The organism is Rufibacter sp. JT20002 (assembly GCF_056491185.1).
In genome coordinates this window covers 1-14,257 of sequence record NZ_JBSZJY010000005.1, presented here as the reverse complement: position 1 = coordinate 14,257, position 14,257 = coordinate 1, and the positions used below count along the sequence as shown (strand labels likewise).

At 48.6% G+C, this 14,257-nt stretch carries 6 protein-coding genes; 4 read left to right on the top strand and 2 right to left on the bottom strand.

Annotation, left to right across the window (positions count from 1 at the left end; genetic code table 11):
• Nucleotides 1-178: 178 nt before the first annotated feature.
• Together ACW9SV_RS19605 and ACW9SV_RS19600 are read right to left on the bottom strand one after the other, a co-directional pair.
• Nucleotides 179-1,798: a catalase gene (locus tag ACW9SV_RS19605; protein WP_479558468.1), complete on the bottom strand. Its 1,620-nt coding sequence runs from the start codon at nucleotides 1,796-1,798 to the stop codon at nucleotides 179-181.
• Between the two features lie 401 nt (nucleotides 1,799-2,199).
• Complete coding sequence (locus ACW9SV_RS19600) at nucleotides 2,200-3,468, bottom strand: exonuclease SbcCD subunit D C-terminal domain-containing protein (protein ID WP_479558467.1); 1,269 nt, start codon at nucleotides 3,466-3,468, stop codon at nucleotides 2,200-2,202.
• 552 nt (nucleotides 3,469-4,020) lie between these two features.
• On the opposite strand from ACW9SV_RS19600, the gene ACW9SV_RS19595 reads away from it, so the two are divergent.
• The 4 genes from ACW9SV_RS19595 (at nucleotide 4,021) to ACW9SV_RS19580 (ending at nucleotide 13,726) form a co-directional block, all read left to right on the top strand.
• Nucleotides 4,021-5,571, top strand: a complete 1,551-nt coding sequence (locus ACW9SV_RS19595; RefSeq protein ID WP_479558466.1) for an amino acid permease — start codon at nucleotides 4,021-4,023, stop codon at nucleotides 5,569-5,571.
• Nucleotides 5,572-6,005: 434 nt separating this feature from the next.
• Complete coding sequence (locus ACW9SV_RS19590; RefSeq protein ID WP_479558465.1) at nucleotides 6,006-9,059, top strand: amidohydrolase family protein; 3,054 nt, start codon at nucleotides 6,006-6,008, stop codon at nucleotides 9,057-9,059.
• 57 nt (nucleotides 9,060-9,116) lie between these two features.
• A complete protein-coding gene (locus ACW9SV_RS19585) occupies nucleotides 9,117-10,412 on the top strand; it encodes an amidohydrolase family protein (protein WP_479558464.1) in 1,296 nt (431 codons plus the stop codon).
• A 332-nt stretch (nucleotides 10,413-10,744) separates the two neighbouring features.
• Nucleotides 10,745-13,726 (top strand): PAS domain S-box protein, encoded by a 2,982-nt coding sequence (locus ACW9SV_RS19580; protein ID WP_479558463.1) that lies wholly within the window; start codon nucleotides 10,745-10,747, stop codon nucleotides 13,724-13,726.
• Nucleotides 13,727-14,257 lie beyond the last annotated feature (531 nt).

Sequence of the window (14,257 nt, the reverse complement as noted above, 5' to 3'; positions counted from 1 at the left end):
AAATAAATACTGGCAGAAAAGGTGAAATCCGGAGCAAGAAGTTATGGCTTACCTTTAGGGATTGGGGACAACTGCTTTGGTGAACCAGGAAACTCCTCTCTTGGTAAACAACTAAAAAAGCCACCCCAGTGGAGGTGGCTTTTCTGATGTATGATTTAGAAAATGAATTAAAAACAGATTAATACGGGTTTGCCGGATGCGATTTCTCTTTTGCTGCTTCCACGCCTTCTTTTGGAGAAATTGCCCCAATAGGTCCTTTGTCTGATTGGTCCTTGATACCCGCCCGCAGTCCTTCGGCTACGCGTCTGCCGTAGTCTTCATCGGCTAGGGTAAAGTGCTCAATCATTTTATCCTGAATGCGCTTGTCGCAGGTGCTCAGGGTAGACACCAAGTTAAAGATCAAGTCATCGCGCTCCCAATCTTCAAAGTTGCGGTAGGTTTCACCGGCTTGTTTGAAGTCGTTGGTGCGGTCAATTTTCTGGCGTACCAGGTTGGCCTCGTACCGTGGCTCGTAGTCTTTCCCTGCTTTAGGCGCTTCTTTCACATTGTTCAAGGTAGACGGCTCATAGTTGATGTGTGGATTCTGCCCATCCCCAAAATCAGAGTGGAAAGACATCTGCCCACCTCTTTGGTTGGTGACCACCTTATTCTTAGGCGCGTTGATAGGCAATTGCAGGTAGTTGGCTCCTACGCGGTACCGCTGGGTATCTGAGTAAGAGAAGGTGCGTCCCTGCAGCATTTTGTCATCAGAGAATTCCAGGCCGTCTACCAACACCCCTGTACCAAACGCAGACTGCTCTACCTCATTGAAATAGTCAACAGGGTTGCGGTTCAGGGTCATTTTACCTACTGGTAAGAATGGGAATTGGTCCATTGGCCAAAGTTTGGTATCATCCAACGGATCGAAGTCCAATTCTGGATGGTCATCGTCGCTCATGATCTGCACGCAAAGCTCCCACTCAGGGAAGTTTCCTTCTTTGATGGCCTCAAAAAGGTCTTGGGTAGCGTGGTTGAAGTTTTTAGCCTGGATGCTTTCGGCTTCGGCTTGGGTAAGGTTACGGATGCCTTGCAAAGGTTCCCAGTGGTATTTCACCAGCACGGCCTGACCCTCGGCGTTCACCCATTTGTAGGTGTTCACTCCTGAGCCCTGCATCTGGCGGTAGTTGGCCGGAATACCCCATGGAGAAAACAGGAACGTAGCCATGTGGGTTGATTCTGGTGTATTAGAGATAAAGTCAAAGATGCGCTCTCCGCTCTGGATGTTGGTTACCGGATCTGGCTTCTGGGAGTGGATCAGGTCTGGGAATTTCATAGCATCCCGGATGAAGAAAATCTTAAGGTTGTTGCCTACCAGATCCCAGTTACCGTCTTCGGTATAAAACTTCACCGCGAATCCGCGAGGGTCACGCAAAGTTTCTGGGGAGTGCCCGCCGTGGCCTACGGTTGAGAAACGAACAAAAACCGGTGTCTGCTTTCCTTTTTGCTGGAACAGCTTGGCCCGGGTGTATTTGGCGATGGGCTCATTACCCACGGTGCCGTATGCTTCAAAAACTCCGTGAGCCCCAGCTCCTCTGGCGTGTACCACACGTTCCGGGATGCGCTCACGGTCAAAATGACTAATTTTCTCGATAAAGTGGTAGTTCTCTAACGTAGCTGGTCCACGGTTACCAATTGTCCTGATGTTCTGGTTGTCAGTAACCGGATGCCCTTGCCTTGTTGTTAGGTTTTGTCTCTCCTGGCCGTTTCCGGCATGGTTGTTTCCAGATTGACCATTGGATTGATTTTGATCTTTTTCCATAGAATGACTGGGGATTAAGGATGATAAATAATATTAACGCGGTACAGTTAAGTAAGTTTTGCCAAAAGGGGCCTCTTTGCCCACCTCCTGCCGGTAAAACACCCAAGAATATAAGCCTAAAGGTCCCGGATTGGCTTTTATTTGTCAAATTGATAATTGCTATTCCTTTATAGGGTGCCTCTATAAGGAGCCTTTTATTGATTTTATAAGGGAGAGAGGAGGGGGCGGTAGAATAAATTAGGGAGAGCTTTTTAAGATTTCTTGTTTCAAAAAAAGGACCTCCTTATCTATACGCTTGGAGCAAAACAGAAAAGCCGTCAAAAGCCACGGCCCTTTATGCCTGCTTTTTGGAAAACAGGCATAAAGGGCTGTAGATAATTACCTTGACTTGACGGTAATCTTTAAAGAATCTTCATCCCTGGGGCGGAGACCTCCAGCGGTTCTTCGTGCATTTGGGGCATCAGTTCCAGCAACTCGTCAAAGGTGGAGACAAGACTTTGGTAACTATCGGCTTCCAGGGCTTCCTCGCACTTCTTCAGGAAAACCTCTTTGGGTTTTAGGTCGGCTAAGTCTTGGTCTGGTTGCACTTGTTGATCCAGGCTCTGGGTGTCAATGGTGCGCAAGGGCCGATGGATGAGGAGCTGGGCTTGAGGTTGGAGCGCAAAGGCTTCGTGTAGCCGGTTGGTATGGTCCTGCAGATTGTGTTCGTATTGAAGTTGCACCTCGGCCCAGGCTGGGTAAGGGCGGTCGGCGTTGTCAAAGGCGATGATCTTGGGGAACACCTCGTCAATGGTTCCTTTGAACCGCACCAGCTTACGCCAGCAGGGGATCTCCACTTCCTCAATCTGGCTGAGTTTCCCGTCTTTAAATTCAAGAATTACCACTTGCTTTCGGTCTGTGATTTCTGAGAAGCTCAGGGGAATGGGGGAGCCGCTGTACCGGATGTGCTCCATTTTATGCACCACCTGAGGCCGGTGCAGGTGGCCCAAGGCTACATAGTCAAACTCTTTGGGGAATTGATCGCCGCAAATCTGGCCCAGGTTCCCCACGTGGATTTCCTTTTCACTGTCTGAGGAACTGCCCCCGGCGGCAAATAAATGGCCCGTCGCCAGCACCGGAACGCCCTGCAGCTTGAATTCCTGAATAAGTGGCACCAGTTGTTTGTAGTGGTCACAGATTCCTTGTTTAAGCCGGGCCTCCCGCTCTTCGCTGGTTTCGCCGGGCACTGAGAGGCGCACATCTTTGTCGCGGAGAAACGGGACGGCGCACACCACCGCTTTAGGGGTGTTTTCGTCATCGGTGAGCACAATCACTTGGTCCTGGGCATTGGCAGGAGCGCCGCCCACCACGTGTACATTAAAATGACGCAGGAGTTCGGCTGGGGCGTTAAGCGTGGAAACGGAGTCGTGGTTTCCGCCAATGATCACCAGTTCACGGCAGCAGGTATCTTTGACTTCGCGCAGGAAATCATAGTACAGTTTCATGGCCGTGTTGGAAGGGAACCCCGTGTCAAATACATCGCCGGCAATGAGGAGCATGTCAATCTTTTGATCACAGATGGTTTGGCAAAGCCAGGTTAAAAAAGCGCGGTGTTCTTCGGTACGTTCCTGGTTGGCCAATCGCTGGCCCAGGTGCCAGTCTGCAGTGTGTAGTACTCGTATCTTCCCCATTCTTTGCTGCGCTAGTAACTATCTGTCAGACGAAGATACAAAAAGGCAATAGGATCGCTAGGGGTAAATACGCGGCAAAATGTTACGTGTTGATTCTCAATTGGTTTAAGTGTTGTATTCCGATTTTAAGCTTCTATGTAGGGACTTTGCTGATGGGGAAACTTTAAATTATGGGACCTTTTTCTTGATATCAGCCTGCAAATTAGGGTTGATCAGAAATCCCTTCTTTCACAAGGCTTCCATAAACAGGGTAGGGTGAATTAAAGTACGAAGCTCAAAGGCGTGCTAAGGCAGGTTTTTCATCAGAATGTGCGTTCCTCAAACTGGACTATTCCTATTGGCTCCTATATACCAATAAGTTGATGTTCTGGGCCTGCTTTCAGGAAAAGAGCCTTTAAACGTGACGCTTGTTTTTAGGACTAGGGCTTTTCTTAAAACCACCCTAAAAAGTGCAAGCCGCATGAGTTCTTGCGAAAAGTACTTATATTAGCCCCTTTCAAGCCTTTTACAAACGAACTACAAACAAACTATTCCCTAACTTTTACGCATTTTATGGCAAACCAACTTTTCGCTAGGAAGTCAATTGACAAACTTAGCGCAGACGCCTTTAGTGAAGGGGCGCACAACCTGAAACGAACCCTGGGGCCGGTCAATCTGGTGGCTTTGGGGGTAGGGGCCATTATTGGTACCGGTATCTTCGTATTGACGGGGAGTGCGGCGGCTCAGTACACAGGCCCAGCCATTGTGTTGGCTTTTATCTTGGCCGGTTTAGGCTGCGCGTTCGCAGGTCTTTGCTATGCCGAATTCGCTTCCATGATTCCGATTGCCGGTTCTGCTTACACTTACGGCTACGCCACTCTGGGTGAGTTTGTAGCCTGGATCATTGGTTGGGATTTGATTTTGGAATATCTCTTCGGGGCAGCTACGGTGGCCGTAGGTTGGTCTGGCTATGTGGTTTCTTTCCTCCGTGACTTGGGCGTAAATATTCCGCCGGAATGGAGCAACGCTTCTGGCGTAGAATTGATCCAGTTACCGGGTACAAGTTCTTGGGTACGCGTGACCGAGCAATTATCCGCTTCTTTGGCTGAAGATGGTATTGACATTACCACTTTACCGCACGCAGTTGGTATCTTCAACCTGGTGGCGGCCGTTGCTATCGCGTTGGTAACCATTTTGTTGGTACGTGGGATGAGCGAATCTGCCAAGTTCAACAACATTGCCGTTATCATTAAAGTAGGCGTGGTAATCTTGTTTATTCTGGCCGGGGCTAACTACCTGTTCGGTCATCCTGCCGAAGCTGCTGAAAACTGGACTCCTTTCCTGCCTGAGAACAAGGGTGGTTTTGGTGAGTACGGATGGAGCGGGGTAATCAGAGCTGCTGGGGTAATCTTCTTTGCCTACATCGGTTTTGACGCCGTTTCCACCACTGCTCAGGAAGCCAAGAACCCACAGAAAGACATGCCAATTGGTATCTTAGGTTCTTTGATTATCTGTACTATCCTCTATATTCTAGTGTCTGGTATATTGACGGCCATGGTGCACTACAGCCAGTTGAACGTGGCTGAGCCCATTGCCATTGGTATTGAAAAAACCGGATATACCTTCCTGCGTGACTTGATCAAAATTGGGGCTATTGCGGGTCTTTCTTCTGTAATGCTGGTAATGTTGATGTCGCAGCCGCGTATCTTCTACACCATGGCAAACGATGGTCTTTTACCTCCTATCTTTGGTAGATTGCACCCTAAATTCAGAACGCCGCACGTAAGTACTATTTTGACTGGTTCTATCTGCGCGGTGGTAGCAGGTGCTTTCTCGGTTGATGAACTGGGTCACCTGGTATCAATCGGTACGTTGCTGGCCTTCGTGATTGTGTGTGCCGGGGTATGGTACTTGCGCGTGAAAGAGCCAAACCGTCCGCGTCCGTTTAAAACACCGTTGGTACCGTTGGTGCCCATCTTAGGTATCTTGGTGTGCCTTGGTATGATGGCCGGCCTTCCGGCCGAGACCTGGTACCGTTTATTGGGCTGGATGGCCATTGGTATCATTATCTACTTCGTTTACGGAAAGAAACACAGTGTTATCCGTCAGGAAAATAACCTGTAAACTTCTTAGCTCATAAAAGAAAAGCCCTCTCCTGCTCAGGAGAGGGCTTTTCTTTTGTTGGAGTATCCTATTAGTACCCGGACTTTACATAGCTAAGTTCTTCACTAACAAAGTCAAAAAAGTGGAGAAATTGATAATGAGGTAAGGAGTAAAACCAATGTTGCTGCAAAAGTGATCACTCCATGCCTTAAATACTCCTATGAGTCCTAAAGTTAGCTCTTAGGTTAATCCGGTAAGCACTTTCAATTGAGAAAAGCCTGGTCCTAAAAACCGGGCTTTTTGTTTGCCAATTCTATCGTGTTTTAAGGCCGTTTTGGTTAAAGCGTCACCAAAAGGTACTATCTACTTGGTCTGTTTTTTTAAGGCAGAATTTTTTTCTACTTTTCCATTTTGCAGACCAACCTATCTCACAAACAAACCTTTATTAATTGCTCATGAAAAAAGTATTTCTCTCCGTGCTGGTAGTAGCGGCCATGTCGCTGCAAAGTCGGGCGCAGGAGACCTTCCCCCGCAATGGCGTGTATGATGAACGGTCCGGGTTAAGGGCGTTCACCAATGCCACCATTTACGTGGATTACCAAACCAAACTGGAGAACGCTACCCTGGTCATCAAAGACGGGAAAGTAGTGGCCGTGGGTCCCAAGGTAGCCGTGCCCCGGGGCGCCATGGTCACTGACCTGAAAGGCAAAACCGTGTACCCGGGTTTCGTGGATCCGTTCACCAGCTACGGTGTTCCCACGCCTCCACCTCGTTCGTTCAGTTTCAACAGCCCGCCCCAAGCCGATACGAAGAAAGAAGGAGCTTTCAACTGGAACCAAGCCATCCGGCCTGAGACCAATGCCGTGGAGCTGTTCAAGGTAGACGCCAAAGCCGCCGAGGAGTTGCGTAAACTGGGATTTGGAGCGGTGTTAACCATTCACCAGGACGGTATTGCTCGCGGAACTGCTTCTTTGGTTACTTTGGCCAACAAGCGCGAAAACCAGGTTATTTTATTGGACAAAGCCGCCAGTGCTTTGTCTCTGGACAAAGGTTCTTCCACGCAGGAATACCCAAGCTCTATCATGGGCTCGGTCGCCTTGTTGCGCCAGACCTATCTAGACGCCCAGTGGAATGCCAAAAACCAGGACAAAGAGCAAAACATCTCCCTCAAGGCTTTCAACGAAGGAAATAGCCTTCCCCAGATTTTTGAAGTAAGCAACAAACTCAACGCCGTGCGCGCCGATAAAGTGGGCGATGAATTTGGCTACCAATACGTCTTCAAAGGTCAGGGCGATGAGTACCAGATGTTGCCGCAGATTAAAGCCACCAACGCTGCCTATATCCTGAACGTGAACTTCCCGGACCCCTACAACGTGGATGATCCGTACGATGCCCGCCGGGTTGGGATTGAAGAAATGAAACACTGGGAAATGGCTCCTGCTAACCCAGCGCTGTTGGCGAAAGAAGGAGTGGTGATTGCCTTTACCTCGGCTGATTTACGTGATAAAAGCAAGTTCCTACCTAACGTGCGCAAAGCCACGCAGTACGGTTTGCCTGATCAAGAAGCTTTGAAAGCCCTCACGTACACACCCGCCAAATTACTCAAAGCCGACAAATACGTGGGCAGCCTGCGCGAAGGCATGCAAGCCAACTTTGTAGTAGCCACCGGTAACTTGTTTGACCCTACTACGCTTCTCTTGGAGAACTGGGTACAAGGCCAGGGCTATACCATCAGTGAAACTCCGGCTGATTTCCGCGGCGTGTACACCCTGAAGGTGGGTAGCCAGCCCGAGCGTCGCATGCTCATCAGCGGAACACCCGAGAAGCCAGAACTGAAAATAGTCGCCCAGGATACCCTAAAAGGTTCTCTTTCTTTTAGTGGCGAAATGCTGACCATGGCGTTTGAGCCCGCTAAAAACGGAAAAGAAAGCATTAGGCTAACCGGTTGGTACACCGGCAAAGGCTTCCAAGGCGAGGCCCAATTGCCCGATGCCCAGACCGTTAAATGGACCGCGCTGCTTTCTGAAGCCGCTACCCAGCAAGCCAAACGCGACACCGCTCGTTCCCGCTCCAATAACGCCCTGGACATGGGCAAACTGACATTCCCGTTTGCGGCCTTCGGAAGAACTGAGTTACCGAAAGCCGAGACCGTGCTGATCAAAAATGCCACTGTCTGGACGAACGAGAAGGAAGGCAAACTGCAGAATGCCGATGTGTTGCTGAAGAACGGCAAGATCGCGCAGGTAGGCAAGAACCTGTCTGCCAACGGTGCCAGAATAATTGACGGAACCGGCAAACACGTCACACCCGGCATCATTGACGAACACTCGCATATTGCCTTAGATGGCGTGAACGAAGGAACGCAAGCCGTTACTTCCGAAGTACGCATGGCCGATGTGGTGAACCATGAACAAGTAAACATTTACCGCCAATTGGCCGGTGGGGTAACTACTTCCCAGTTGCTGCACGGCTCGGCCAACCCCATCGGGGGACAGTCGGCGATCATCAAACTGCGTTGGGGACAAGCTCCCGAGAAACTGTTGTTTGAAGGCGCAGATCCGTTCATCAAGTTTGCTTTGGGCGAGAACGTTAAACAGTCTAACCGTTCTCCGCAGTACAATGTGCGTTTCCCGCAGACCCGCATGGGCGTGGAGCAGGTGATGGTAGACGCGTTCCAGCGCGCCAAAGAATACCAGAAAGCCTGGGGCAGCTACAACAAACTTTCTAAAGCTCAGAAAGCCAAAACCCCAGCCCCACGCCGCGACCTGGAACTGGAAACCCTTTCCGAAATCCTTAAAGACGAGCGTTTTATTACCTGCCACTCTTACGTGCAGTCTGAGATCAACATGCTCATGAAAGTGGCCGACCAGATGGGCTTTAAAGTGAATACGTTCACCCACATCTTGGAAGGATACAAAGTAGCCGATAAGATGAAGGCCCGCAACATTGGTGCTTCTACCTTCTCTGACTGGTGGGCCTACAAAATGGAGGTGAAAGACGCTATTCCGTACAACGCCGCCATCATGCACAACGTGGGCGTGACCACGGCCATCAACTCAGACGATGCCGAGATGGCCCGCCGCCTGAATCAGGAAGCCGCCAAAACCATGAAGTACGGCGGAGTTTCTGAGGAAGATGCCCTGAAAATGGTGACCCTGAACCCGGCCAAACTTCTCCATTTAGATGACAAAGTGGGTAGCCTGAAAGCCGGCAAAGACGCTGATGTGGTAATCTGGAACGAGCACCCGCTGTCTATCTATGCCCGCCCCGAGAAGACTTTTGTAGACGGTGTTGCTTACTTTGACCTGGGGGAAGACCAGAATTTGCAGGTAGAGCAGGAAAAGGAGCGCCTGCGCCTCATCAACAAGATGTTGGCTGCCAAGGCGCGCGGAGAGCGTACCCAAACGGCTGCCCCGGCACGTCGCGGAGGTGCGCAAGTGCTGCACTGCGAAGACCTGACCACCGAAGGAGAAGAAACTTACCAAGAATCTGAATACAGCCAAAAATAAGGAGACCCAGCTATGTCAATTGTAAAGAAATCTGTGGTATCCCTTACCCCTAAAAACATGCAACATCGTCTATTGCTTGCGGCGGCTTTGTTCGTGAGCACCACGGCCGCCTGGGCCCAGGTTCCGGTTCCGGCCGCCAAACAATCTAAACCTACCGTGCTTACCGGAGGCACCCTGCACGTGGGCAACGGGCAGGTAGTAGAAGGAGCCACGGTGGCCTTCACCGACGGTAAAATCACCTATGCGGGTCCGGCTTCTGGGTTTAACGCGGGCGGCACGTCTTACGAGACCGTGAAAGTAAGCGGCAAGCACATTTACCCGGGCATGATTCTGCCCAACAGCCAACTAGGCTTAACCGAGATCGAGTCGGTACGGGCTACGCTGGACCAGCAGGAGGTGGGTTTGTTTAACCCCAACGTGCGGGCCGTGGTGGCCTACAACACGGATTCTGACATTACTCCAACCTTGCGTTCCAACGGCGTGCTGATGTCGCAGGTAACCCCAGTAGGCGGCATGATTTCCGGTACTTCCTCGGTGGTGCAGCTGGATGCCTGGAACTGGGAAGACGCCTTAGTAAAAGCCGATGGGGGCGTGCATCTGCGCTGGCCAGCCATGGTGCAGGCCGGAGACAACACTCCCGTAATGGTGCAGCGCCGCCAGGCCCGGCAAACCAGCCTTCAGGAATTAGAGGCATTGCTGGCCGAGGCCAAGGTGTACAAAGACCAGAAAAATGACCGCCAGAACTTGAAACTAGCTTCTTTGGGAGGTTTGTTTGATGGTTCCAAGAAGCTGTTCATCCACACCAACTACGGCAAGGAGATTGTGGAATCCGTGCGGTTTGCGCAGAAAGCAGGTGTGAAGGACATGGTGATTGTAGGCGGCGGCGACGCCTTAGTAGTCGCCGATTTCCTGAAGGAGAACAACATTCCGGTGGTGTACTCAGGCGTGCATGCGCTGCCTACCCGCGCCGGCGATGATGTGTACTTGCCGTACAAAATGCCAAGTATGTTGCAGCAAGCCGGTGTTCTGTTCTGCCTGGACTATGACGCCAGTTTGCACGGCACCCGTAACCTGCCGTTTATCGCAGGTACGGCCGTAGCCTTCGGGTTGCCCAAAGAGCAAGCCCTTTCCTCCGTTACCCTGAACACCGCCAAAATTCTGGGTGTAGACAAGCAAATAGGTTCTGTGGAAGTAGGCAAAGATGCCAGCCTGGTAGTTTCTGAAGGAGATATCCTGGACATGCGTACCAACAAAATCAGCCACGCATTCATCCAAGGCCGCAAACTCAACCTCACCGACAAGCAGCAGTACCTCTATGAGAAATTCAACGGCAAATACGATTTAGGTAAATAGATTAGTTTGTTTATTTCTGAAGCACCAAGAAGGGCCATCTACTAGATGGCCCTTTTGTTTTAGTTAGGTTAAAGAAAACAACCTATAAACGGATATTGTGATTGAGTAAAGTGAAATAGTTTTATTTTGTATTAGCCTAGTTAAGTCGTCTTGATCTATGTCACTATTCATAGTGAAAGTATCTATTGTGCTTAGTGTTCACTTTCTTAATTGAAATTATCTAAATGTAATGTACTTTTGTAATAGCCCTCCCTTAACTCAAAAAGGAAGGGTTACCATATAAGTTAAGTCCACTTTTAAGCAGTTGGATTGTGGCTTAGTGAGCATGCAAGATGAACAATACTTTTAGATCTTCCCCAGTTGCAGAGTTGTCAGACGCCACCTCTTCACAAGTGAATTTTGAATTGATGTACGCTTTGGCGGAGCACAGCCATGAACCCATGTTGCTGGTGCACCCAGATGGGACTTTCCTGTTTGTCAATTCTGCCATTTGCCAGTTGGTGGGGCAAACGAAAGAGTTTCTTTTAAAAGAAGGACGCAAAGGCTTCATTGATTCTAATGATGCCAGGTGGGACATCGCTTTAAAAGCTAGAAAGGAATTTGGGCAATTCAAGGGCGAGGTGAATCTGGTACACAAGTCTGGCATGAAGATTCCGGTTGAATTAGGCTCAAGAACATTTTCCACTTCTGAAGGTGATCAGTTTGTGAGTGTGCATGTACGTGACTTAAGAGCTGAAAAAGATTCTCAGGAGTACATTGATAAACAGCAGCAGGAATTAAAAAACACGGTTCGTGAACTCCAATTGGTGCTGGACTCCACGGCAGATCTTATCTGTACTTTTTCCTTAGATGGATATTTGCTGCATATCAACCAAGCCTGTCAATCCATTTTAGGGTATACCCCCTCAGAAATGATTGGCCAGCACTGTACTAAGTTCATCCACCCAGAAGATGTTGCTAGCACGGCAGAAGATGCTAAACAGGTGGTGCAGCATTCCTCTACTTTGAATTTCAAGAATCGGTACCTCCACAAAAATGGGGCTGTGGTTTACTTCTCTTGGTCTTCCTCCTTAATAAAGGAAGAAAGCAAGGTTTACTGTATTGCCAGAGACATCACAAAAGAAGTTACGGTAGAACAAAAGGAGCAGGAAAACCAGCACCGCTTAGAGGCCTTATTGCAAGAAGGCAATGATATGGTCTGTATCATGGATAAAGATGGGCTTTACTCCTTTGTGAGTGGCAGTGTCAGGCAAGTGTTAGGGTTTGAACCCCAGGATCTTTTAGGAAAAAGCGCCTTTGACTTCATCCACCCCGAAGACGTCTCTCTTATCTTTAATGATTTTGAACAGGTGTTATTAGGAAAGGATGCCAAAACAAAGCCTTTCCGCTTCCATTCCAAATCAAATGGATGGCGCTGGATAGAAACAAAAGGTGTCAATTGTTTTCATCTTCCGGCTATCAACGGCATTATCATAAACTCCCGTGATGTCACCGATCGGTTGGAAGCACAGCGGCAATTAGAATTAAGCGAAAAGATGTACAAAGCTCTTTTCGAAGACAATCCCGACAGCGTGTATTCACTTAACAAAGAGGGATTCTTTACCTCTGTGAACAGCGCCACTGTTTCTTGTAGCGGTTATTCAGAAGAAGAATTACTTAAAATGAACTTTGTGGAGTTGCTGCATCCAGATTGTGTGGCAGAAGCAACTGCAGATTTTTCAAAAAGCCTAGCCGGAGAATCTAATACTACAGAAACTGTCGTCCTCACTGCCCAAGGAGCCCTGTTGAATTTGGCTATTACCAAAGTTCCAGTCATGGTAAATGGAGAGTTGGTGGGCATCCATGGAATTGCGAAGGACATTACTGAAAACAAAAAGCAGCAGCAACTCCTGACAGAGACGGCTAATAGACTGAACAGTATTCTGGAAAGTATCAAAGATGCTTTCTTCACCTTGGATAAGGGTTGGCGCTTCACTTATGTAAACCATGAGTTTGAAAGAGCGATGGGGCTAAAAGGGGAGGAACTAGTAGGTGTAGACATACGGGAAATCTTTGGTGCCACTGAATTTGAGAAATTCTACCAGAAACTGAGTAGAGCGGCCATTTTGCAGCACCCCGTTCATTTTGAAGAGTACTCTGAACAACTCACCAAATGGCTTGATGTAAGCGTCTATCCCTCTGATGAAGCACTTTCCGTTTTTGTAAAAGGAATTAATGCCCGCAAGAAAGTGGAGGCTGAACTTCAAAAGCTATCCCTGGTGGCAAGTAAAACGGTGAACTCCGTTTATATTACTGATGAAGCAGGTCGTATTGAATGGGTAAACGACGGTTTTACCAGAATTACAGGATACACCTTAAACGAAGTCATTGGTCAGAGACCCGGTGATTTGCTTGCCGGGCCAGAAACCAATCAGGAGAAGGTATCCCAGATTAGGGAAAAGTTAACCTATGACAAGCCTTTTGTGCAGGAAGTGCAAAACCGAAGCAAAACCGGAGAAATCTACTGGTCAAAGCTTGATGTCACTCCTATTATAGATGACCTTACCGGGAGCGGAAAGAAGTTTATTGTGATAGAGACCGAAATCACTCAGCAAAAGAAGGCTGAAGAGGAGCGGGCTAAACTTACCGAAGAACTGTTGCGCCGGAACCGGCACTTAGAGCAGTTTACATACATCGTGTCCCACAATCTCCGTTCTCCCGTTGCCAATATCCTGGGGTTAACTTCTTTGCTAGATCCGGCAGGTAACAATGACTTCCAAGAAGGGCTTAGAACCCGGCTTCGGCAAACTGCCCAAAATCTAGACTATATAATAAGAGACCTTAATGAAATGCTTAGCCTTCAGGCGGGAGTGCTAAATGAACGAGAAAAGATATTCCTTCCTCAACTAGTAGAGCAAGCACTTCAGGTTCTGCCAGAAGGAAACATAGAGAGGGTAGAGGTTGATTTAAATGGGATAGAGGAGATCGGCTCCATCAGGAGTTATGTGAGTAGCATTGTCAGCAACTTGTTAACTAATGCGGTAAAGTATAAGTCTCCTGAACGTCCCTTGAGGGTCTCGATCAAAGCAGAGCTAAATGAGGAGGAAGAGATGCTGTGCCTTATTGTCGCTGATAATGGTTTAGGCATCAATTTAAAAAAAGAGGGCAAAAACCTGTTTGGTCTATATAAACGCTTCCACTTTCATGTTTCAGGAAGAGGGTTGGGGTTATACTTGGTTAAAACGCAAGCAGAAGCTTTAGGCGGGTACGTAAAAGTTGAAAGCAAACTGAATGTAGGGTCAACATTTAAAGTGTGGATTAAAAACTACAAATAGAGGTCTGTAAAACTTTCGATAATAGTGTTGTTGAAACTTCAACTAGTTAGTCTGTTTTCTCACAAGCTCTATAATAAGGATGTCTTTTTTGCTAAGGCAGCTCTATGATGCTTGTTTATAGTTCAACAAAGGGGACGACAGAAGGTAATGTTTGGAGTCTTAGTAAATTTCTAAAATGTTGGAACTTCCCGGCACTTAACCATGGTTCTTGCTTAGGCTCCGTAAGGGAGCCACCCCAAAGAGGGACGCTAATAAAATTCTTAGCCGTTCGGGAACCAACCGGCACTTAACCATGGTTCTTGCTAAGGCTCCGGTTGGGAGCCGCTACCAAAGCCCTCCTTAAAAAAAATCCGCTATAAGGAACTAACCAAGAGCCGATTGGGGTTCTCCCTTGGTCCCGGGAAGGAAACCTCGGGGAAAGCGCTTGGAGATCGGGGATCTTTGCTTACCTTTGCAGCCCGCTCGGCAGGAGGGGAACGGAACTTAGGGCAAACGAAAGGCGAGGAAAAAAGTTTTCCGCATCCCTTGCGA